We start from the raw sequence: 22,897 nt of genomic DNA, 5'->3' as shown, positions 1-22,897 counted from the left end.
TTGCCCCGAAGCACCTCATAGTTAAGTGCACACTGCGACAGCTTTAAATAATCAATCCCAGTTATAATAAAGAGTGTTAATTCTCTCTCGGAGAATATCAAGTTCTCTGGAAATTAAAATTTTAATTCTACGTTTATTGCTGGACGTGGTTGAAAATGATGAATAATTACTTCAGGCAGCATTAAAAAGACCTGATAATTGTGGTCGGGAGATTCTGGGTAGACACTTTTCAGTCCTCCCCCCTTAAATCGCCGCCATAGCGTTGCCGGTCGTTACAGCGAGTAGCCAGGTACCCTGAATGAAAAAGTCAAAAAAAAACGGGCATCGCGCCCGGTTATCGTGTCAGCCCGAAATGGCCCTACGCATTTAACCCGCGATTTTCCAGCATCGGCTCAATCTGTGGATCGTGCCCGCGCCACTGGCGATAAAGTTCAGCTAAATCAGTGCTATTGCCGCGCGACAGAATCGCTTCCCGGAAGCGCTGACCGTTCTCACGGGTCAAACCGCCGTGCTCCACAAACCACTGATAGCCGTCGTCGGCCAGCATCTGGGTCCACAGATAGGCATAATAGCCTGCCGCATAGCCGCCGCCGAAGATATGGGAGAAGCATCCTTTTCAATGGGCGCATTTACCAATAAAAATCATAAAGTTAACTTTCTTTTATCATGAAAATCCCGTTGATTTAAGCATAAATACAATCTCATACAATTCAGTCAGTTGCATATCGTTTTGGGGAAGACATTCTCTCAATAATGCCTAATCAGCACCTTTATCAGTTCATTTTCATACTGATAACTATCAAATAGTGTCCTGTAAGGATGAGGTAACGACTCTATTCTTCTGACTTATAATTTTAAGTCTGGCATCTGACTGGAGGTAACCATGTGCGGGCGCTTTGCTCAATCTCAAACCCGTGAAGAATACTTGGCATACCTGGCAGATGAAGCCGAGCGCGGCATCGCGTATGACCCGGCGCCGATTGGTCGATACAACGTCGCACCATGTACCAAAGTTTTGCTTCTGAGCGAACGCGACGAACAATTGCATCTCGATCCCGTTCACTGGGGCTATGCACCGGGATGGTGGGATAAACCACCGCTGATTAATGCACGGATTGAGACCGCTGCCACCAGCAGGATGTCTAAACCGCTTTGGCAGCAAGGTCGAGCGATCTGTTTCTCTGATGGATGGTTTGAATGGGTGCGACGTGAAGTCGCATAAGTGATTGTTCGGAATATATATTATTACCGAACCTGCCGTCCCATCGGCAGTACCCTACGAGGTAGGGCGGACTGGTAACAGGCCGTCCAAAAGCCCTCGGACAATGTAGCCTTTACCATTTGGTAAGTGCCAGAATCGTGAGAAAACGGCATGCCTGCGAGCATCAACGCGGGTCGGAGCTAGGGTGAGTGGCATGGTTAGCATATGCGAACCTCGTTTACTATCGTCAACCATGAAGGGCCCAAAGATGCTGACAGGGCTCGATTGCGGTCGGAGCGGATGTCCCATTCTCATCCGCCATGGGCAAAGTGACCGCCGGTAGCGTAAGAGGAACCTAAACCATTCTTGTCATTTATGCGGAACATGGTAAGCCCAAATAGCTCCTTATTAAGGAAGCTTCACCGCAAGGTGAAGTGATAGCTATGTGGGTAGAGGATCGGGGAAAAAGCGAATGCCTGTTTGTAATGAACAGGATACGGATTGAAAGATTACCCGGCGCGAAAGCGGGCAGACTTCCCCGTGGTCTTACGTCACGAGATAACCTGATTAACGACGTGCGAGGAAAAGCAGATGATGGCGAAAGCTGGTGCAGCCTCGGGCAAAGGTCAGCAATGGGATGCCATTAACTGGTTGAACATTGAGGCAAATGTCAGTCGGCTACAGGCGCGTATCGTGAAGGCAGTGCAGGAAAATCGCTGGAATAAAGTTCGTGTCCTGAGTTATCTGCTGACGCGTTCGATGAGCGGTAAATTTCTGGCGGCTTGCAGAGTGACCAGCAACAAAGGCAGAAATACCGCTGGCGTTGACGGTATCATCTGGGACTCTCCAGCGAAAAGATTTGCTGGGGCTCAATCCCTCAAATCAAGGGGCTACTCGCCCGCTCCGCTCAAAAGAATATACATTCCTAAAGCTAATGGTAAGCGACGTCCGCTTGGGATCCCTACGATTAAGGATCGGGCTATGCAGGCACTATTTCTGCTGGCGCTTGATCCTGTCGCGGAAACTACAGCAGATGGCGGTTCCTATGGATTCAGGAACATGCGACGGTGCGCTGATGCGATCGAGAGATGCTTTACTAATCTCGCTCGAAAAAGCAGCCCGGAATGGGTTCTTGAAGGTGATATTAAAGGCTGTTTCGATAATATCGACCACCAGTGGCTCATTGACCACGTTCCAATGAACAAAACAGTTCTCGGTAAATGGTTAAAGTCAGGCTTTATGGAAAAACAGGTTTATCACTCAACAATTGCAGGCACTCCTCAGGGAGGGATCATTTCACCCGTGCTGGCAAACCTGACGCTGGATGGACTGGAACACCTGCTGAGGACGCAATATCCACGGCAGGGAAAAGGTTCAGGGGCGGGAAAAGCAGCCAAAGTGCATCTGATCCGTTATGCCGACGACTTTATTATTACCGGTGACAGCCGGGACACGATTAATAAAGTCATACCTCTCGTCGAAGCATTCCTTGCAGAACGTGGGCTGGAGCTTTCTAAAGCAAAGACCCGGGTTACCCATGTCTCTGAAGGTTTCGATTTTCTCGGCCAGAACATAAGACGTTATCCTAACGGAAAACTTCTCATTAAACCGTCCAGAAAAAGCATCAACACGTTGATCTCGAAGGTCAAAGCAATTGCTAATCAAATGATAGCTCAACCTGTTGCGTCATTGATCACGAGGCTAAACCCTGTGATCAGGGGATGGGCCAACTACCATCGTCATGTTGTTTCCAAGCGGGCATTCACTTATGTGGATCACCTGATCTTTGAAATTATCCGGAGGTGGGCCAAGGCCAGACATCCCCGTAAAGGGCTCAGATGGATTAAAAAGAAATACTTCGCTCAGGTGAAATCCCGAGACTGGGTTTTCAGCGGTCTATATCGGGATACTGTCACGGGACAAATTATGACTTTGAGATTAATTAACGCTCAAAGCATCAAAATTGTCCGTCACAGACTTGTTGCCTCAGCACTTAATCCCTATGACACGAATTGGGCAGATTATGCCCGAGCCAGATCTTCGCGACTGACTGCACCTGCTGCATCATTTCATAGTGGTGTTTGATAAGGCTTGAGCCGTGTGAGCTGGAAACTCTCACGCACGGTTCTTAGAGGGGGTGTCGGAGGTAACTTCGGCACCCTACTCGACAAAAAGGAAGGTGACAAGAAGCAGCCCTATTTCATTCATCGTGCTGATGGCCAGCCAATATTCATGGCTGTGATCGTCAGCGTTCCTTTCGAGCGTGGGGATGAAGCAGAGGGATTTTTGATTGTGACCGCCGCAGTTGATCAAGGACTCGTGGATATTCACGACCGCCGGCCGCTGGTCTTGGCGCCCGAAGCAGCGCGAGAATGGATGCGGCAGGATGTCGGAGGGAAAGAGGCACAGGAAATAATTGCAGATGGAGCTCTGTCAGCAGACCATTTCAAATGGCACCCGGTTTCCCGCGCGGTGGGTAATGTTAAGAATCAGGGGCCGGAATTGATACAAAAACTCACCTAAATCTGCACTGATTCCCGAGACCACTGCATGGCTCAGCGCTTTGCCAGGCAGTCCCAGAACCTCACCGTTGTCGACAATTAGACCTACACCCTCGGTGTTGATCTGATTGCCGATATTTGCTAGCAGGGCGTTAGTGAGATTATCCTATGTGGCAACCGGCTGCGCTTTGTCGGCGCAAAGGCCGGCAGGCATGCCACGGAATTAGTGGCGGAAAGGCTCCACGAGATCGCCAGACAACGATGGCTTCTGACACAGGCTGCAAGATAAGTGCGGCCGAAAAATGAGCCTCCGGTTAAAAACACAACAAAAAAAGCATCTTATCGCCATAATCCCCCGATAACTTACCATCACTGCGTTTCGGGATCCTGTGTTCATGGTCAGTGAGTTTTTAAAACGTTTTTCCAAATTCCTAACCATCAAGGATAACGGCTCCGAAGAGCCGTTATGACTAGCGGTGCATCAGGTCCAGTCTTCATAGCCATTGTCATGGATCCAGACTATGCCGCCAGGGCATTTTTCCGTCAGAAACCAGAAACTATCGAAAGCATCCTCTTCCATTTCCTCCTGGTTTAGGGGAAAGTTTTCACGATACAAAGAAATTTGTTCGTCGATGCTTCCTTCCAGATATTTTCCTCGACTTGCTAATTTTATTTTTCCTTCCCGAAGAAGGCGCTCCATAAGTTCAAAAAAATAGTCACATTTTTCTTTATATGATAACGCTTCTTTCCCAAAATTATCCGCCCTCATGGCAGACCATACGGTACCTATGGATGATCCTTCCAGTTCCTCAGCAAACATCTTATATTCATCATCGCTATATAACATATAAACACCTCACCGAAACTTGATCTCAACTTTTTTCTTAACCTTGCCCTGTAAGGCTTGTAAGTCTTTATTACCTAAAATTTCTATTGTCCAGCGAGCATTCGTTTTTTCTTCGCTGGCGGAATAGTCACGCAAGCTTATTGTTACACCATCTTTTTTTGAAAAATAAACTGTACCTAAAGGAGTCGTGACTTCTTTAAATGGCTCTCCCCCCGTCAAAGATTGCGCATAATCAATGATATCTCGGTCGGAAAGTTTCTCTGTCGCAAAGACCTTGGTCGTTCCGTACTTATTACCTCCCCCGTCACCCAACACCTGCGCAAACTCCTTCCCGAACACATTGAGCTTATCGCTACTCTGTTTTGGATCAAACACTTTAACTAACTGGCCAGTATTGGTTTTCTGAATATCGCGGACATAATCTGCCGTTTTCGTCGACAGATTAGCTCCGGCTGCTGTTTCGCCTTTAATGAAACCGGCAACAGGCTGTATATTTAATGTTTTTGTTATATTCAGTTCATCATAGGCCTTCACCAACTGCTGCGAAAGCTTCTTCAAGCTGTCTTCGGTTTTACCCAGAATCAATGTGCTGCCGGTCGTTACAGCGCCTGTACCAATGATGGCCTCTGGTGCCACAATATCTGCCGCATAAATACCCGCCTGATTCAGGCAAAGCGCAGGATTTGTTTTACAACTAGCGATGACCAGTCTTGCCGCCAGAACCAGCTCGGGGGCCGAACCTACCAGGGTCATCCCACCTGCGGTCAGCGCCATACCTCCACCGCTGGCAGCAGCCACGATAATCGCCGCTTCCCGCCGGGCCTGAACGCGTTTAGCTGCTTCCTTGTCCCCTTTATCTGCCGCAAGAATATCCCGCTGATTATCCAGAGTATATTGTTGCAGCATATGCTCCGTCATATTGTAACGGTAAACATTTTGCGCGCTGTCTGCACTGCTATACGCGCCTTCGGGCGTATGCGTAGTCAGCGCCCCGGTCAACGCGCCAATAACACGGGCCGTCTGCTCTTTTGCCTCATTACCGTTCAGCGCTTCCTGCAGACGCCGCAACTGGCGCTCTTGTTCATTTAGATTTGCGGGTTCGAACAACGAGCTTTGCATGATGACCCCGGCCAGTTCCGCGGCCAGCGCACCGGCGGCCGCGCCTTTACCATCACCCCGCCCGATTTCCGCACTGATGCCCGCCAGCACCGCATGGCTGACCGATTTTCCGGCCACACCTAACACTTCCCCGTTGTCCCCAATCAGCCCTGCGCCTTCGGCCTGAACCTGATTACCAATATTTGATAACAGCGCATTGACCAGATTGTCCTTAAAGCTGCCGCCATTGATGCCGGTGTTGAGGCTGGAGCTGATAACCGACTGCCCGGCCACGCGCTGGACAACCTTGCTCCACCCCTCATCCTTCGCCAGAGCCGGCAGACGCGCCTTGTCCGGCGACACACTGACGTTCATCACCTCATCGAATCCGGCCAGCGCCCCGCCTATAGCCATGGAGGTGGCCAGCGATTTGACCGAACTGCTGCTTCCCAGTGCCAACAGGGTTTTTGACAGATTGCCCTGGTTTTCAACCAGCGCGACGGCAGCCTGGGAAACCAGGGATGTCATACCTGCATAGGCTGAGCCATACACTGCCGCGGAAGCCGTTGCGCCTGTGACGCCGGTTGCCGTAATCGCGCCGCTTCCAGCCAAAGCTGCGAGCCCCGTTCCGGCAGTCACTGCAGCAGCCGCTATCGCAATCACCGCGGCAACGGCCGGATTCAGGCTCTGGCTTTTATAGTTCCAGCTGTCGTAGGCATCCTTGACCATGTTCCACTGTACATCATTGCGGGTGTTTAATCCTTTTAGCCATTCGGTACCCGGCTGAACGGCGAGTGCGCTAATGGCTCCCTGCAGCGCCTGACCATTTTTGGTTTTAACATCAGCACTGATACCGCCTGCCGCATCCACCGTCAGCGTACCGCCGGCGTAAACGGAAGGCAGGACCCATTTCCCTTCGCTGTAGCCCTTATTTCCCTGTTTGATATAGAACCCTTTCGAGGTGCTTACGGTTTGCTCGAAGGTGGTATTTTTTACTGCCAGAAAATTGACCTTTCCGTTTGTGCTGGTTAGCGTGGCATTCTTTTGCGCCTCAATTTTGCTGGCTTCATAGGTACTGTCATCACGACTCATCAGGCTGAGATTGCCGCCAGCTGTAAACTCCGTAACCTTGTTAGTGGTAGTATGCTTAGTCTGTTTAACAGTAGTTTTCTCACCCCACCACTTTCTCTTCGTGGTTTCTCGCTGGTAATGACTGGACTCCTCCATCGCCTGTGCATAGAGCCAGCCACCTTTTGCTGCAACATCCATGGCTCCCTTTGCCAGCAAACGCGATGCCTGGAAAAGGATGCTTCCGCCTGAGATGATCGTTAGCGCACCACCGGCATTCAACATGACTCCCGTCTGACTGACGCTTTCAGTCCAGGAATTGCCGGACTCGCGATAAACAGTGCCCCGTGCAGACTGAAACTGCATATTCCCGCCGGAAGTCAGCGTAATGTTTCCATTCGATGTCAGCGTACTGCCGGTAGCCTGAATAGCGCCATTTGCCGCCAGCGTGACGCTATTTGCACCGTGAATACGGGTCAGTACGTTAAGTTCATCTCTGTTATTGTCATTACCGCTGTCCGTTACGCCATATCCGTAGGCCCCCAGCCAGACAAGTTTCCCGGCCAGCAGTGTCACGTTTTTCCCGGCAACAATATCGGCGCCCTGCAGACCGATATCTGCTGCAGAGTTTATCAACAGGTTGCCTCCTGCATTCAGATGACTGCGTAACTCGGGTATCCGGTTATTCGGGAAAAACTCACTGTAGCGGTCACTGAGACTCCGCATATTGAGGTCTGTATTTGCAGCCGACGAGAGACTGATATTACCTCCGGCTTCAAGTCCTGCTCCATACAGAGACAGCCGTTTGCCACTCAGAGTGATATCACCGGAAGCACGCAGTGGCTCTCCGGGGAGCATACGATTAAATAATTCCTGTTTACGAGCCTGGTCCATGACAACGCCCGGTCTCTCATGGCCCAGCATTGCTTCATTTTTATCCATGGTGATATCACCATTGGCAACCAGAGAAATATTCTGGCTCCGAACGGGAAAACGCGTGTTCCTGAGCAGAATATTTCCACCGGCTGTTACTGATAAATCACGTGATGCCTCCAGGCTCCCCAGCCAGCGCACTCCATCAGAATGGAAATAGTTTGGCCACTCGCTGGTATGAGATATGACATCACCGCCGCGACTGACCAGTGTAATATTTTGCCCTTTCAGTTCACTCTGCCATGCCTCAACACCGCCTCCTGCCAGAACGGAAAGATCTTTTCCGGCCGTCATTAAAGCCAGTGCCATTTTCGTGCTACCGTCTGACTGTAAGATGATGTCTCCGGTAGCTTTCATCACATCGGTGGTTATAATATTTCCGGCACGCAGCAGGATATTTTTGGCCGTAATTGTGTCCGGCCGTGCCATAACGCCTGAATAACCGACATTCGTGGAATAGGGTTCATTACTTTCGATACGTTCTGAAAAATCAGCAACCAGATTTCCCCCTGTACTGAGGCGAGAGACCAACAGCCGGCCAGGTGTCCAGTCATTCATTTCTCCAGAGTGGCGATATTTAATAATTTGTCTCGTATGAAACAAACCTCCGGGAAAAGCCCCACCTTCCATTGGCTCTGGTTTCAGCGTCTCTATATACGGATCCTGCTGATAGATTAAATATTTACCCAGCGTCCCCTCATAACGATTTTCACTGATAAAATTACGACCTGTAAGAACCGCATCCTTACCTGCTGAGATATCCCCAAGGCGGTTAATCAGGTCCCCGGCATTGAGGTACAGATTATTACCTGCACTAATAACCGGTCGGGCGCCTTCTGTCAGCACTGTATAGTGTTGCTTTTCTGTCTGAAGGTAAGTCAGATTTTTAAAATCAATACTGCCAAACCACTTATCTGGCTCCCCTGTTTCCATTTCCCCTACGACATGAGCTATTCCCTGTCCCATACCGCTGTTCATAGGATGCCAGCCCAGTCGGGAGTCTGATACCAGTGCTGTCGTAGGACGTTCTGTACTGATAATGGTATCAGCCCTTGAGATTATATTTTCCAGCCGATCAGTTCGGATAACCAGGTCACCTGTATTGGTTTTGATAGTGGCCGAACGGTTCTCCACCAGATTGCTTTTATTACCCTGAGCATCTTTCTGTATCCACAGGTTTTTCTGGCTGTGTAAGGTCGCACCGTTACCGGTATTGTGCACCACAGAAGCAAATACCCGCATATCCCCGTGTGCAGTAGTAGTGCTGCTGCGGTTATCGATGGTAGTGGCCGCCAGTGTCATATCACGCTCTGCACGCACGCTGCTGCCCGCAGGTGTGACGATCTCCTGCCCGCTGACATTGAGGTCTGTCTGCGCTTTAACGTTGCTGAGGGTTATTTTTCCGGCGGTCGTCAGGGAAATTTCCCGCTGAGTAGAGGTAATACTGTTCAGGTTGACCCCGACACCGTTCTCAGTGGCAACCAGGCGGATTTTTCCGGCATACATCCCGCCCAACGCCTTAGTATCGACAGCAAGCTGAGGCTTTGCTCCCTCGCCAGCAATGGGTTTTACCGAGCCATCCTTGAAGCTGACTCTGTTTGCCCCCTGGGTCAGCGTGAGCGTTTTAGCGTTAATTTTACCGTTCAGTTCGGTTGCTCGACTGATGACATCGACATATTCAGCACTGGCGCCATCCAGACCATTACCGCCGATAATCACCGCACCTTTTTTAACCTCAAGCGCATCGAGCGCCCCCTGTTTATCAAACTGTGGCTTGCCTGTTGTCAGAGTCACTGAAGGTGTATTAATGAATCCGCATCCATCGCAGGTGATGCCATTCGGGTTGGCAATCATCACGCCAGCTTTATTACCAAAAACTTCCAGCTTTCCTTTCAGTTCAGAGCGGTTACCGCTGGTCACCTCGTTAATAATCAGTTCTGCTGGTTTTCCCTTGAGTCCGGCATTACCGTTATCGATTGTTACACCCAGCTGTGTTTTCCCTCCCTGGGTGGCGTTATTTAACACGGCGCCTTGTGTTCCAACATTAAAATCCTGGTAGGCGTTATGCGATATGCCTGCTGCGTTGGGTGTGGCGATGTTCACAACCGGTACATTTCCGGGTTTAACTACGACCTGGGTGTTACCATTCGCGGCGGCGATACCTGCCGCAACAGCAGGATGTAAAGGCTGAACGGCTGTGAGGTATATCAACAACCAGCTGGCCCCACGAGCCAGCGGATGAGTTAGTTTTTCCATTTCTGAACATCCTGTATTACGGGGCCGCAAAAGCCCCTGCTGTGTGCCGGCAGTTAAAGTGAAACCGTGGCCTGCCAGTAAACCACGTGTTTATCCGGACGAATGGAACCCGGCCAGGACAAAGGGACACCCAGCGTCAGTGACTGGGACAACCATGCGTTTGACAATTCAAAGCCAAATGAGGCTCCAGTAAGCGTGCCACCTTCTGTTATTCCTCTCTGGCTGATGACATGTCCAATGTCTACCGCACCGGTAGCTGACAGTCCTCCTCCTGTAACAGGAAGCGTCAGCAACTGCCCGGTCAGCTCATTTCGCCAGTATCCACCCCGGTTTCCGGAGAGATACTGCTCTTTAAAACCTCTCACCGAATATTGCCCCCCGACTGACAGACGTTCACTGGCATAGAGGTTGTCCGGCGTGGTCTGTCCGTATGCCGAGGTAAGCCAGTAGATAGAGCTGGTCAGCGGATAAAACCAGCTTGTGCTGGCACTGAAACGCCGGAATTCACTGCGCGGCAGGTCGGGATGAGCAGGATCATCCCTTGTTGCTCCGGCGAGAGAGAGACCGTGAGAAAGGGAAGGACCGAAAGTCAGATAACCGCCGCCGATACTCCTGCTATAGCTCAGCCCGGCGGTCACGCTGCTCAGAGTCGGGCTGCTGACGTCAAGGCGTACACCGCCCAATCGGTTTTCGGTTTCCCTACGGGACAGGGCAATATCGAGCACAAGGCGTTGTTTGCCGTCACGCAGTAATGTACGACTGGCACCCAGTCGGTGTGACTGTACGGTACCTTCATAACGCCAGCGCAGCGGAGATTCACCAAGAGAAAGTGTCTGATAAAAATCAGACCATCCATACTGCGCGCTGAACAACCAGTATCCATAAGGAATCGAAACGCTCCCCAGCATATTGCGGCTACGTCTGTCATGGTGAAACTCACTATCCCTTCCAGCTGCCAGTGTCCATTGGTCTGCCAGCCCCAGCGGATTGTCTGCCGTCAGGCGAGCATTCATCTGCCCACTACCGGTGCTTTTCTGCCCGCTGTTATCTGCGCTCACATCCAGACTGATGGGAAAACGCTGACTGACCGGCACCAATGCAACCCGGGAAAAACCTTCACGGCTCCCCGGCAAAATATCGACGGTCAGAGCACGTGAGCTCATACGGTTCAGTTGTTCCAGCCCCTGTTCAATATCACGGAGATTCAGTACTTGCCCTTCAGCCTGAGGGAAAGCCATTTTCAGAGCCTTTTCCTGATGACCATCCAGAGTAACGGTCTCCACACGCCCTTCCGTCACGGCAATGACCAGACTCCCTCCGGAAATATCCTGTTCTGGCAGCCAGGCTCGTGAAGTGATGAATCCCCGGGAAAGATAATCCTGTGTGACATCCCGCACCCGCAGTTGGATATCCTTAAGGGTCATACACCCCTCTGCCGGAATTGCTGTTAGTTTTCGTTGTACAGAACGCGGGAGAACCGTGACGTTACCCAGACGAATACGAAAGAGTTCAAAACACTTCCCTCCCGCCTCAGCAGAGGCTGTTGTCGGAAGTGTGGGGGCCGGTGTGGAATTACGGAGCATGTCGCGCTGCTGCTGCGACTGTTCCAGTAATGCCTTTTGTTGTTGCTCAATAGCATTCTGATCAGCAGGACTCAGCGGCGCTGCAGATAGACCTGCTGATATTAAAGCTGCTAAAAGAAGCCCATACCTGGCAGAGGATAAACACGACATCAAAAACTCCATTTTCTGAAATGTTGTGCAATTCAATGTAATTGTTTGTAATTAAATATCCATTAAAATCTCACAATTGTGTGAAATTTATTCTCATCAGGTTAATGCAGAGATACTGTACCGGGTTTGGAACGCAGCAGAGATGAACTAAAAGTGATCTTTGCGTGGCAATTCTGATGCCCGGTGCCATGCAACAAAACACGCACTGAGAAGCTGGTCAGACAACCTAACGCCGGACGTCTCGCAGTCCGGGAGCAAGGACGTTATTGTAGAATCGCATGTGATAGAGACAGATTTTAGCGATACCGCTAGTGTCAGCATTGCCTGACATTCGGGCTGCGATCCTTTTAACCGGAGCTGTAAAAAGATGAATTATTCACTCTGTGCCAGAAGCGAACTTTACTTTTTTATTTAACAAACTTGAAATAAATCCATTTCATGATGATTCTTTAAAGATAATAAGACGAAAAGGAAGAACAAATGAAAATCAGACTTGCTGTACCAGAAGAGGCAGAGGAATGTTGGAATATAAGGAACCTTTCTATTCGGGAAGGATGTAAGCCAAGTTATAGCGCCAAGGTACTTGAAGCCTGGACACCCGAAGCGATGCCTGAACATTACAGGGAGGTAATTACGGAAAATCCTTTCTTTGTTGTCGAGCTGCCAGATACAGGATTGGTGGCAACGGGGTATCTGGATCTTACCGAGGGTAGCGTAGAAGCTATTTTTACATTGCCGGATTTTTTTGGTAAAGGTTTTGCTAGCCTGATTATTGAAACGATTAAAGAAGAGGCGATGACAAGAGGGCTGAAACAGCTAACCCTGACCTCAACACCAAACGCGCAAACTTTCTACGAAAAGCATGGCTTTATGTTTATCAAGGAAACGACATCCCCATCAAGACTTGCCCAAACAGATCTACGTTGCATGGATATGTCCATCACACTATAAATTTGAGCTACGTGAAAAAATGGGGCTCTATCCTCCTGCAAATTTTCCCTGGTTTAAGGATTCATTTTCGGAAAGACTTTTGCAGCGGTTTTACGAAAAAAATCGAAAAAAACCGGGCATCGCGCCCGGTTATCGTGTCAGCCCGAAATGGCCCTACGTATTCAACCCGCGATTTTTCAGCATCGGCTCAATCTGTGGATCGTGCCCGCGCCACTGGCGATAAAGTTCAGCTAAATCAGTGCTATTACCGCGCGACAGAATCGCTTCCCGGAAGCGCTGACCGTTCTCACGGGTCAAACCGCCCTGCTCCACGAACCACTGATAGCCGTCGTCGGCCAGCATCTGGGTCCACAGATAGGCGTAATAACCTGCCGCATAGCCGCCGCCAAAGATATGGGAGAAATAGCTGCTGCGATAGCGCGGCGGAACGGCCGCCAGATCCAGGTGTTCTTCCTGCAATATCTTCTGCTCAAACCCATCCACGTCCTCCGGTATTGCCGAGGTCGACAGGCTATGCCAGCGCATATCGAGTAACGCAGCAGCCAACAGCTCGCTCATGTCGTACCCTTTATTGAAGGTTGCCGCACGCAACATATTGTCGCGTAGCGCTTCCGGCATCGGCTCCCCGGACTGGTAGTGCTTCGCGTAGTGGGCAAACACCTGCGGCTGGCTGGCCCAGTGTTCGAAGATCTGCGAAGGAAATTCGACAAAATCGCGCGGGGTATTGGTTCCGGAGAGACTGGCGTAACGCTGGCTGGCGAACAGCCCATGCAGGGTATGACCAAACTCATGGAACAGAGTGATCACCTCATCCCACGACAACAGCGCGCTCTGCCCTGCCTGCGGCCGGGCGTAGTTGCAGACATTGTAGATAACCGGTCGTTGCTCCCGCAGAGTAGACTGTTCGACAAACACATCCATCCAGGCACCGCCGCTCTTTGAGTCGCGTGCGTAGTAGTCACCATAAAACAGCGCCATCCCTTCGCCGTTGTGATCGAAGATCTCCCAGACCCGAACATCCGGGTGATAGACGGGGATATCGAAGCGCTCGACAAAGCGGAGGCCAAAGAGCTGCGTGGCCGTCCAGAAGACGCCATCCTGCAGCACGCGCTCGAGAGCAAAATAGGGTTTAAGCTGCGCATCATCAATGGCAAAGGCAGCTCGCCGCACCTGTTCGCTGTAATAGAGCCAGTCCCATGCCGCGGCGCGAAACGCCCCGCCCTCGTTGTCAATCACCTGCTGGATGTCAGCCAGCTCTCGTTCCGCCCGCGCCCGCGCTGCCGGCGCGATCCGGCGCATAAAAGTTAATGCCTCCGCCGGAGAGGCCGCCATTTGATCGGTCAGCGCCCAGCTGGCGTAATCGGCCGCGCCCAGCAGCTCCGCCTGCTGCGCGCGGATCGCCGCCAGTCGCAGCACCAGGCGACGTGTATCATGCTCATCGCCCTGCTGATTGCGCGTCCAGCCAGCGGCAAAGAGATTCTCCCGCGTCTGTCGGTCGCGCAAAGAGAGCAGCGGCGGCTGCTGGGTGGTATTGGTCAGCGTCAGCAGCCAGCGGTCACTGAGCCCTTTTTCCTGCGCCGCATCGGCCGCCGCCGCTATCTCCTCATCCGCCAGGCCATCCAGTTGATGTCGGTAATCAACCACCAGGCCACCGCTTTTGGTCGCCCCCAGCAGCCGCTGCTGGAACTGACTTTGCAGGGTCGCCGCTTCGGTGTTCAGCGTGCGCAGCACCGCCTTCTGCGCCGGCGCCAGGGTCGCCCCGGCATGAACAAAACGTTGCCAGGTGAGGGTCAGGAGACGATGAGATTCGCTGTCTAACGCCAGCGCGTCACGCTGCTCATAGACGCTGTTCACTCGCTGAAACAAGGCCTCGTTAAGCCAGATGTCATTCCCCAGCTCGGCGAGCTCAGCGGAAAATTCTTCATCCAGAGACTGAATGAACGGGTTGGTGTGGGCGCCAGCCATGGCGAAAAAGACCCGCGTCACTCGCGCCAGCAGCTGTCCGCTCTGTTCAAGGGCCTCAAGAGTGTTGGCAAAATTCGCCGGCTCCGGGTTGTCGATTATCGCGCGGATCTCCGCGCGCTGCTGCCGGACACCCTCATCAAACGCCGGGCGATAGTGGCAGTCCTGGATGAGATTAAACGGGGGTGCCTGGTAAGGCAGCAAACTGACGCTAAAAAAGGGATTTTGTTCAGACATCTTTCTCTCCTGCACAGGCTAATCCTGTAAGATTAGGCTTCTCCTTAAGGGGTCGCAATGATTTCCGTTACCGGTCGCCGTCTGTGCGTGCTATGGTATGAAAACACAAAAAGCGTTGAGGAACAGTAAGATGATTATCATGGTTACCGGTGCCACCGCCGGTTTTGGTGAAAGTATTACTCGCCGTTTCGTCGCTAACGGCCATAAAGTGATTGCCACCGGACGTCGTGAAGAGCGCCTGAAGACGCTGAAAGACGACCTCGGTGATAACCTTTATATCGCCCAGCTTGACGTCCGCAACCGCGCCGCCATTGAGACGCTGATTGCCGATCTGCCCGCTGAGTGGCAGGCGATTGACGTCCTGGTGAATAACGCCGGCCTGGCGCTGGGTCTGGAGCCGGCGCACCGCGCCAGCGTGGAAGACTGGGAAGATATGATCGACACCAATAATAAAGGGCTGGTGTACATGACCCGCGCGGTTCTGCCGGGTATGGTGGAGCGCAATCGCGGGCATATCATTAACATCGGCTCCACGGCAGGCAGCTGGCCTTATGCCGGGGGGAACGTCTATGGGGCGACCAAAGCCTTCGTCCGTCAGTTCAGCCTGAATCTTCGTACCGACCTGCACGGCACCGCGGTGCGCGTCACCGACATCGAGCCGGGTCTGGTGGGAGGCACCGAGTTCTCCAACGTACGCTTTAAAGGTGATGACGCCAAGGCCGGGAAAACTTATGAGAACACCGAAGCCCTGACGCCGGAAGATGTGACCGAGGCGGTCTGGTGGGTGGCCACCCTGCCGAAGCACGTCAACATCAACACCCTGGAGATGATGCCGGTGAGCCAGAGCTTTGCCGGACTCAGTATTCACCGTCAGGGCTAACCGTCAGCCACCCGGCCTGCGGGCCGGGTATGGGCGGAACCGCAAAAAACGCGTAAAATAGTGCGCATAATCCCTTAAAAAGTAACCATCAATGGCCGCAGAATCGCAACTGAATCCGACGCAACCCGTCAATCAGCAAATTTATCGCATCCTCCGCCGGGATATCGTTCACTGCCTGATCCCGCCTGGCACACCGCTGTCCGAGAAAGAAGTCTCCGTGCGTTTCGATGTGTCGCGTCAGCCGGTGCGCGAGGCCTTCATCAAGCTGGCGGAAAATGGGCTTATCCAGATACGTCCCCAGCGCGGCAGCTACGTCAATAAAATTTCCTTGTCGCAGGTGCGCAATGGTTGCTTTGTCCGCCAGGCGATTGAGTGCGCGGTGGTCCGCCGGGCTGCCGGCATGATTAACGATGAGCAGGTTTATCAGCTGGAGCAGAATCTCCATCAGCAGCGTATTGCCGTCGACAGACAACAATCAAACGACTTTTTCCTGCTTGATGATGAGTTTCACCAGAAGCTGTCGATCATTGCCGATTGTCAGCTGGCATGGGATACGGTGGAAAATATAAAAGCCGCCATCGACCGCGTGCGCTACATGAGCCTGGACCATATCACCTCGCCGGAGATGCTCCTGCGTCAGCACCATGAGATTTTCACCGCGCTGGAAAAACGCGACGCGGAGGCAGTAGAGCAGGCAATGAATGTCCATCTGCATGAAATCAGCGAGTCCGTGTTACTGATCCGCCAGGAGAACCGCGACTGGTTTAGCGAAGATTAATGGTCAGACGGCTGCCCAGCGAGGCTGACGCAGCCGTCGTCATTGAGGGGATTAACGGACGACCAGCACCGGCGTTTTGGCGTAGCGCAGAATCGACTCGGCGTTGGAGCCCAGCAGATGGGTGGAGATGCCCGGTTTGCGGGAGCCAACCACTATCACATCGAACTCTTCATTATTACTGATAGCCAGAATTTCGTCGCGCACGTTACCAAAGACCACCCGGGTATGGATCCGCGACATCGGGATGTCGAACCGTCGCGCCACCTCGCGCATCTTTTTCTCCGACTCTTCTTTCATATAGGCTTCGAATTTACGAATATCCGCCGTAAAACCACGTAATAGTGAACGACTGCTGTTCGGCAGAACGTTGAGCAATGTGATTTCACCGTTTTCTGCAGTGGCGAGGAATTCCGCGTGACGCACAGCCTTATCGCTTAAATCCATTTCAAAGACATCAACAGGCAATAAAATTTTTTTATACATGGCCCGTACTCCTTTTCCAGAGAAAGTTCTTTTTCAATGACTTAACTATGCCATTATGGCAGTAAATTACCAGCCATAATTCGGAAAAATAACAGCTACTTATCTTTAGTAAATCAGGGAAATATAGAGTTATGTATAGACATTGCGTTCGATCATACTTTCAGCACGCCAAAACCGATCGACTGCAAAAAAAAGAAATATCAGCGGAAGGTGGCAGAGATAACAAAATAGCCGGTGTCGACGACGAGGCCGACACCGGAAGCGGATTATTGCTCGGCAGCCCACGCGGCGACGGTGGCTTTGGCCCCCTGCCGCTGCAGCGCCAGATAGGCGCGGGTCACCGCCGAGACGAAGCGTGGCTCCTGCGGCAACGCCAGGCCGAAGATCGCCTCAATACCCAGCAGCGCTTTCACCCGCGCTTCACCCTCGGCGCTGGCCGCCACCGCCTGTTGGATAACCGGCAACAGCGGATCGCAAATCTCAATCGGCTGGCCGGCATCGTCAACGCCGCCGACATAGCGCATCCAGCCCGCCACACCGAGCGCCAGCAGCGTGAAATCTTGCTGGTGCGCCAGATGCCAGCGTACTGAGTCCAGCATGCGCTGCGGCAACTTCTGGCTGCCGTCCATGGCTATCTGCCAGGTACGGTGCTTCAGCGCCGGATTGCAGTAGCGGTCAATCAGCAGACTGGCGTAGCGCGGTAGATCCACCCCCTGCACTTTCAGCGTCGGCGCCTGTTCGTCCAGCATCAGCGCCAGCGCCGCGCGGCGGTAGTTGTCATCCTGCATACAGTCGTTGATGTGCTGATAACCGGCCAGATAGCCCAGGTACGCCAGGAACGAGTGGCTACCGTTGAGCATCCTCAGCTTCATCTCTTCAAAAGGCACCACATCGGCGACCAGTTCCGCTCCCGCTTTTTCCCACTGCGGACGTCCGGCAACAAAGTTATCCTCAATCACCCACTGACGGAAAGGTTCGCAGGCCACCCCGGCCGGGTCGCGCACGCCGGTCAGTTGCTCAATTTTATCGAGGGTTTCCGCGGTAACGGCTGGGACAATGCGGTCCACCATGGTCGATGGGAAGGTGACATTCTGTTCAATCCAGGCCGCTAGCTCCGCGTCCAGCGCCCGGGCGTAGGCGCAGACGACATTGCGCATCACGTGACCGTTTTCCGGCATGTTGTCGCAGGACATCACGGTAAAAGCCGGCAAGCCTTCCGCCCGACGGCGAGCCAGAGCCTCCACCACCACGCCCGGCGCCGATTTTGGCTGGTGCGGGTTGTGCAGATCGGCGACGATCAGCGGGTGATCGAGCTGCAGCTCGCCGCTGGCCGGCGAATGACAATAACCTTTCTCGGTAATGGTCAGGGAGACAATGGCTACCTGAGGCTCACACATCGCCGCCAGCACCGCTTCGAGGCCATCAACCTGGGCGTGCAGCGCCTGCTTCACCACCCCAACCACGCGTGCGGTCCAGGCGTCGGCGGACATTTCGGCCACAGTGTACAGCCGATCCTGCTGGCGGAGGTCGGCGATCTGCTGCTCGCCGCCGATAAGATTGACTTCGGTATAGCCCCAGTCGCTGCCATGTTCACTGGCAAGAATATCGGCATATACCGCCTGATGGGCGCGGTGGAATGCGCCAAAACCAAGGTGTACGATGCGGGGGATCAGCGCGCTGCGATCGTAGCCTGGCAGCATGGCGTTGGCGGTTAAAAAGGTGTTTTCCATGATGACTCTCGTTGTTATGTGTCTCATCAACCATTCTCGGGGAGAACTCTCGAGGAGAATGCCTTTGTGTCTCAACCATCGCACGCAATTGGTATAACATCTTTGATTTCTGTCAACTACCATACAAGAAGATGCAGCCGGTTCGCTGCCGGGAGTGAACCGTCACAAAATCATCACTGATGGAATGGGAAACAGTCGCCGCGAGGAAATAAAAGAAGTCGACGAATGACACACCGGCCACGCGTCCCTGCGGGCCTGTCACTTAACCGGGAGTCCGGTCTGGCGGTTAGTCGATACGGGTTTTAACGATAAAGAAGTAACACAACGCCCCGGTGAAGGTCACGCCGGCGGCGATCACCAGCGCCAGATTAAAAGAATGGGTGGTATCCACCACCCATCCGGTGACGATCGGCGCAAAGGAGGCAAACACAAAGCTGCCAAAGTTCTGGATCGCTGCCACCGAGGCCACTTTATGCTCCGCCACCAATACCTGCACCAGCCCCCAGGCCGACGTCCCGGCAAAATGGACGCAAAACAGCGCCATGGAGATAAAAGCCACCGCCTGGGTCGGCGTGGAGGATTGCACCACCAGCAGGGTGCCCAGGGCCGACAGCGCCAGACCGATCACGATCGCCGTTTTGCGGGTTTTCGCCAGATCGTAACCTCTGCGCGCCAGGGCATCGACCACCAGGCCATTGACCCACATCCCCACCGCCGCGGCAAGGAACGGGATCGCCGCCACCCAGCCGGTACGGGCCAGGCTTAACCCTTGCTGCGCCTGCAAATAGCCGGGCAGCCAGGCGATATACAGCCAGCCAGTGTAGTTCACACCGGAAAAGCCCAGAATCATCCCCCAGGTGGTGCGCCGTTTAAACAGAGCCAGCCATTCGCTAAATTTCAGCGCCGGGCGGGCCACCTCCTCGCTGGCCAGATACTGCTGCTCCTCTTCCTGCAGGGTGAAGTGCCGGCGATTTCGGTAACCCACATACCAGCACAGACCGACCACGATACCGGCTAAGCCAATCACCACAAACATCGTTCGCCAGCCCCAGGCCAGTTGCATAATAACCAGAGCCGGTGGCGCAATGGCCTGCCCCAGCACCGTCGAGGAGTTAAATATCCCCACCGCCGTACCGCGCTCTCTTTGCGCATACCAGTCATTGATTGATTTCACACCGGCCGGCATAAATGGCGCTTCACCAATCCCGAGTCCAATGCGCAGCAGAATAAAATGCGAGAACGAATTGACCATCCCGGTCAGGGCCTGCATTGCGGACCAGAAAATCAGTCCGGCGCCGAGCACAATGCGCGGTCCAACGCGATCCAGCAGTATTCCCGATGGCAATTGTGCGAAGCCGTAGGAGAGCGAAAAGGCGGAGAGCAGCACCCCGAACTCGGTGGCGCTGAGTCCCAGGTCGGCGCGTATCGCCTCCCCGGCGACGCTCAGCGAAGAGCGGTCAAGAAAGTTGACGATACCGGCGATAAACAGCAGCGTCAGGGTGATCTTCTGCACCCGACGGATACGCAGCGGCGTCGCCCCCGTCCGGGCGGCAAGTGTCTCGATAGCCATCGTTGTTCCTTACAGAGTCATAACAAAAGAGAATGTCTGATAAGTAAGGCAACAGGTCGACTACCATACAAGAATTAGGGTTTAAAAAAGTGGCAGCGATCACACAAGGCGAGCTCAGGCTCGACCCCAGCCCGCCACGATGATCAGCATGCCGCACAGAGCGATGATCGCCCCGGCCCAGTCGTAATGGCTGAGCTTGACGCCATCCACGACCCGCAGCCAGAGCAAGGCGGTACAGACGTACACCCCACCGTAAGCGGCATAGACCCGCCCGCTAGCGGCAGGATGGAGCGTCAGGAGCCAGACGAACAGCGCCAGCGCCAGGCCGGTGGGGATCAACAGTAGCGGCGTGGCCCCGCGCTTTAACCATAACCACGGCAGATAGCAGCCGATGATTTCGCACAAGGCAGTGGCAAAGAACAATAGCGTTGTTTTGAGCATTAAAAGATTCGTAAATGAGACAAAGCGTTGAACCATTCTACGCGATAATAGCCCTTTCCCTACGCTGTTTTGTCGGCTATGCCCGGCATAAGAGCTGTAGTAAACTTAACCTGAGGGTTAACCCATCACTTAAAGGAAATCGTGATGAACATGACACTGAACAAACGCTGGTGCCTGACCGCCATTCTGGCGTTAAGCGCCGTGGTCTATACCTCCAGCTCCTTCGCCGCCACCGACCGGCTGGTGATTGAATCTGGCGACAGCGCGCAAAGCCGTCAGCAGGCGTCGATGGAAAAAGAGCAATGGAACGACACCCGCAGCCTGCGCCAGAAGGTCAATAAGCGGGCGGAAAAAGAGTGGGACAAAACCGATGTCGCCTTCGACGCGCAGGATAACTGCCAGAAAAGCGCCAACGTCAATGCCTACTGGGAGCCGAACACCCTGCGCTGCCTTGACCGCCGCACCGGCCGGGCTATCAATCCCTGATCCGCTTCCTGTCAACGCTGGCGCCTGCGGGCGCCGCCTTTCATAACGCGCTGTTCAGCTTTAACCACAGGATTACCCATGACCGACGCGCTACACGTCAAACTCCGCCCCCTCGAACGGGAAGATTTGCGCTTTGTCCACCAGCTCGATAACAACGCCAGCGTCATGCGCTACTGGTTTGAAGAGCCGTACGAGGCCTTCGTTGAGCTCTCCGATCTGTACGACAAACATATTCACGATCAAAGTGAACGTCGCTTTGTGATCGAATGCAATGGCGATAAAGCCGGGCTGGTGGAGCTGGTTGAAATCAACCATGTTCATCGGCGGGCCGAGTTCCAGATCATTATCTCACCGGACTTCCAGGGAAAAGGCCTTGCCACTCGCGCGGCGCGGCTGGCCATGGACTACGGGTTTACGGTTCTTAATCTGTATAAGCTGTATTTAATTGTCGATAAAGAGAATGAAAAAGCGATCCATATTTACCGCAAGCTCGGCTTTATCGTCGAGGGTGAACTGATCCATGAATTTTTCATTAACGGCGAGTACCGCAACACCATCCGCATGTGTCTGTTCCAGCACCAGTATCTGGCCGAACACAAAACCCCTGGTCCGGCCCTGCTGAAGCCGACGGCTCAGTAATAATCAATGCGGTTCTTGATGGTGTAGTGGCGAGTCAGCGGCGGCTGTACGCTTTCATCAATAACCTGCAGCTCACAGCTCAGCGGATTGTCGCGGCGATCGTAGTCGCAGGTCTGACGCACCGTGCCCAGCGTGCGTTCGTTGAAGGTGCTGATGGCGGTATAGTCCATTTTCTTGCGCGGATCCTTCGACGGCGTGGAGGCGACGGTAAATTGCTCTTCTTTGGCGGTGGTGGTTTTTCCCAGCGGATAGCCATCGCTGTCATAGCGGTAGGTGGCGGTGGTCTCTTTGCCGCGAGCACTGATAATAAAACCGTTATCATCCGTCTCCCAGCTCACCCCGGTGGCAGGCATCTCTGCCAGCTGACACTTGCCCTGCAGGCGCAGTCGCTTCTCGTGGGTGCGCCCATCGACGTAATAGTTGGCATCCAGCAGCAGCGTGGCGCCGGTATTGTTCTCCACATCTTCCAGGGTCAGCAGATCAAAACATCCCTCTTTTGACAGCTGAGCGCTCACTTTTTTGACCACCACATCGTGTTCATCCAATAGCGTCTGGCTAAAATCTTTCACCGGCCCGCGCAGCGGATCGAACTCAAACTCATTGGAAAAACTCGCCATCTCGGGGGTGAAGGCTTCCGGGGCGCTTTTGCGGTCGCACGCCGTCAGCAGCAGCGCTGCCGGGATCAGCCAATACAATCTTTTCACAGGCGATTCCTTTTGTGTACATCAGATCATATTAGCAAATACAATTGTTTACACCAGTTCTGCTATGCTTAATTCTGGATAACATCGATAAGGAGTGTAAGATGAAACTATCCCTCTGGACAGGCGCCGCGCTACTGCTGTGCTCCACGACCGTGCTGGCGGCCCCCGACTCTTGTGAACGGGTTAAAAGTGACATCCAGCAGAAGATCATCAACAATGGCGTACCGGAAACTGCCTTCAGCCTGGCCATTGTGCCAAACGATCAGGCAGACCAGCCCGGGGTTCAGGTGGTCGGCCATTGCGCCAATGACACCTTCAAAATCACCTATACGCGTAACAGCGACAGTCCCGCCGAAAACGACGCTCAGTAAGCCCACTTCGGTTTCAAATGAAAGATCT

16 protein-coding genes and 4 pseudogenes are annotated in these 22,897 nt (G+C 53.2%); 9 read left to right on the top strand and 11 right to left on the bottom strand.

All coding sequences use genetic code 11. The annotated features are described in order from the left end of the window. Positions 1 to 358: 358 nt before the first annotated feature. Positions 359 to 607: pseudogene (locus CWM58_RS02745) on the bottom strand (M3 family metallopeptidase); the annotation flags it as partial. Between the two features lie 276 nt (positions 608 to 883). Here CWM58_RS02745 and CWM58_RS02740 point away from each other — a divergent pair. The 3 genes and pseudogenes from CWM58_RS02740 to CWM58_RS02730 form a co-directional block, all read left to right on the top strand. Next, positions 884 to 1,201: pseudogene (locus CWM58_RS02740) on the top strand (SOS response-associated peptidase family protein); the annotation flags it as partial. A 591-nt stretch (positions 1,202 to 1,792) separates the two neighbouring features. Beyond that, positions 1,793 to 3,286: a group II intron reverse transcriptase/maturase gene (ltrA, locus tag CWM58_RS02735; protein ID WP_050484414.1), complete on the top strand. Its 1,494-nt coding sequence runs from the start codon at positions 1,793 to 1,795 to the stop codon at positions 3,284 to 3,286. Between the two features lie 84 nt (positions 3,287 to 3,370). Beyond that, positions 3,371 to 3,724: pseudogene (locus CWM58_RS02730) on the top strand (SOS response-associated peptidase family protein); the annotation flags it as partial. On the opposite strand, the pseudogene CWM58_RS29515 reads toward CWM58_RS02730, so the two are convergent. The 4 genes and pseudogenes from CWM58_RS29515 to CWM58_RS02705 form a co-directional block, all read right to left on the bottom strand. After that, a pseudogene (locus tag CWM58_RS29515) lies at positions 3,719 to 3,868 on the bottom strand (DUF637 domain-containing protein); the annotation flags it as partial. The pseudogenes CWM58_RS02730 and CWM58_RS29515 sit on opposite strands and share 6 nt — an antisense overlap. Positions 3,869 to 4,183: 315 nt before the next feature. Next, on the bottom strand, positions 4,184 to 4,549 hold the full coding sequence (locus CWM58_RS02715) for a DUF596 domain-containing protein (protein WP_100680159.1): 366 nt from the start codon (positions 4,547 to 4,549) through the stop codon (positions 4,184 to 4,186). A 9-nt stretch (positions 4,550 to 4,558) separates the two neighbouring features. Next, on the bottom strand, positions 4,559 to 9,904 hold the full coding sequence (locus CWM58_RS02710) for a DUF637 domain-containing protein (RefSeq protein WP_100680158.1): 5,346 nt from the start codon (positions 9,902 to 9,904) through the stop codon (positions 4,559 to 4,561). Positions 9,905 to 9,957: 53 nt separating this feature from the next. Further along, positions 9,958 to 11,637: a ShlB/FhaC/HecB family hemolysin secretion/activation protein gene (locus tag CWM58_RS02705; protein WP_100680157.1), complete on the bottom strand. Its 1,680-nt coding sequence runs from the start codon at positions 11,635 to 11,637 to the stop codon at positions 9,958 to 9,960. A gap of 480 nt (positions 11,638 to 12,117) precedes the next feature. On the opposite strand from CWM58_RS02705, the gene CWM58_RS02700 reads away from it, so the two are divergent. Beyond that, a complete protein-coding gene (locus tag CWM58_RS02700; RefSeq protein ID WP_050887873.1) occupies positions 12,118 to 12,588 on the top strand; it encodes a GNAT family N-acetyltransferase in 471 nt (156 codons plus the stop codon). A gap of 153 nt (positions 12,589 to 12,741) precedes the next feature. Here CWM58_RS02700 and dcp read toward each other — a convergent pair whose 3' ends face one another. Next, positions 12,742 to 14,787, bottom strand: a complete 2,046-nt coding sequence (gene dcp, locus CWM58_RS02695) for a peptidyl-dipeptidase Dcp (RefSeq protein ID WP_100680156.1) — start codon at positions 14,785 to 14,787, stop codon at positions 12,742 to 12,744. Positions 14,788 to 14,917: 130 nt separating this feature from the next. On the opposite strand from dcp, the gene ydfG reads away from it, so the two are divergent. Beyond that, positions 14,918 to 15,667: a bifunctional NADP-dependent 3-hydroxy acid dehydrogenase/3-hydroxypropionate dehydrogenase YdfG gene (ydfG, locus tag CWM58_RS02690; protein WP_061154691.1), complete on the top strand. Its 750-nt coding sequence runs from the start codon at positions 14,918 to 14,920 to the stop codon at positions 15,665 to 15,667. A 91-nt stretch (positions 15,668 to 15,758) separates the two neighbouring features. Beyond that, the gene (locus CWM58_RS02685; RefSeq protein WP_008805006.1) at positions 15,759 to 16,445 is read left to right on the top strand and encodes a GntR family transcriptional regulator; all 687 of its coding nucleotides are present in this window, start codon (positions 15,759 to 15,761) and stop codon (positions 16,443 to 16,445) included. A gap of 51 nt (positions 16,446 to 16,496) precedes the next feature. Here the strand turns inward: CWM58_RS02685 and CWM58_RS02680 are convergent, their stop codons facing one another. The 4 genes from CWM58_RS02680 to CWM58_RS02665 all read right to left on the bottom strand — a co-directional run bounded on the left by CWM58_RS02680 (position 16,497) and on the right by CWM58_RS02665 (position 20,705). Continuing rightward, entirely contained in the window at positions 16,497 to 16,928 is a 432-nt protein-coding gene (locus tag CWM58_RS02680) for a universal stress protein (RefSeq protein WP_100680155.1), read from the bottom strand. Between the two features lie 266 nt (positions 16,929 to 17,194). Continuing rightward, positions 17,195 to 18,658 (bottom strand): mannitol dehydrogenase family protein, encoded by a 1,464-nt coding sequence (locus tag CWM58_RS02675; protein ID WP_100680154.1) that lies wholly within the window; start codon positions 18,656 to 18,658, stop codon positions 17,195 to 17,197. A 286-nt stretch (positions 18,659 to 18,944) separates the two neighbouring features. Continuing rightward, positions 18,945 to 20,228: an MFS transporter gene (locus tag CWM58_RS02670; protein ID WP_100680153.1), complete on the bottom strand. Its 1,284-nt coding sequence runs from the start codon at positions 20,226 to 20,228 to the stop codon at positions 18,945 to 18,947. Positions 20,229 to 20,342: 114 nt separating this feature from the next. Then, positions 20,343 to 20,705, bottom strand: a complete 363-nt coding sequence (locus CWM58_RS02665) for a YnfA family protein (protein WP_162493261.1) — start codon at positions 20,703 to 20,705, stop codon at positions 20,343 to 20,345. A gap of 108 nt (positions 20,706 to 20,813) precedes the next feature. On the opposite strand from CWM58_RS02665, the gene CWM58_RS02660 reads away from it, so the two are divergent. Together CWM58_RS02660 and speG are read left to right on the top strand one after the other, a co-directional pair. Then, complete coding sequence (locus tag CWM58_RS02660; RefSeq protein ID WP_004206035.1) at positions 20,814 to 21,155, top strand: DUF1283 family protein; 342 nt, start codon at positions 20,814 to 20,816, stop codon at positions 21,153 to 21,155. A gap of 78 nt (positions 21,156 to 21,233) precedes the next feature. Further along, complete coding sequence (speG, locus tag CWM58_RS02655) at positions 21,234 to 21,794, top strand: spermidine N1-acetyltransferase (protein WP_008805012.1); 561 nt, start codon at positions 21,234 to 21,236, stop codon at positions 21,792 to 21,794. On the opposite strand, the gene CWM58_RS02650 is transcribed toward speG, so the two are convergent. Next, positions 21,788 to 22,498 (bottom strand): YnfC family lipoprotein, encoded by a 711-nt coding sequence (locus CWM58_RS02650; protein WP_100680152.1) that lies wholly within the window; start codon positions 22,496 to 22,498, stop codon positions 21,788 to 21,790. The two genes, speG and CWM58_RS02650, sit on opposite strands and share 7 nt — an antisense overlap. A 101-nt stretch (positions 22,499 to 22,599) precedes the next feature. Between CWM58_RS02650 and CWM58_RS02645 the strand changes: the two genes are divergently transcribed. Continuing rightward, the gene (locus CWM58_RS02645) at positions 22,600 to 22,869 is read left to right on the top strand and encodes a DUF1161 domain-containing protein (protein ID WP_008805014.1); all 270 of its coding nucleotides are present in this window, start codon (positions 22,600 to 22,602) and stop codon (positions 22,867 to 22,869) included. Positions 22,870 to 22,897: the final 28 nt, after the last annotated feature.

This window comes from Klebsiella sp. H-Nf2, from assembly GCF_002806645.1.
GTDB classification, from domain to species: Bacteria; Pseudomonadota; Gammaproteobacteria; order Enterobacterales; family Enterobacteriaceae; genus Klebsiella; species Klebsiella variicola.
This window is presented reverse-complemented; position numbering and strand designations above follow the sequence as displayed.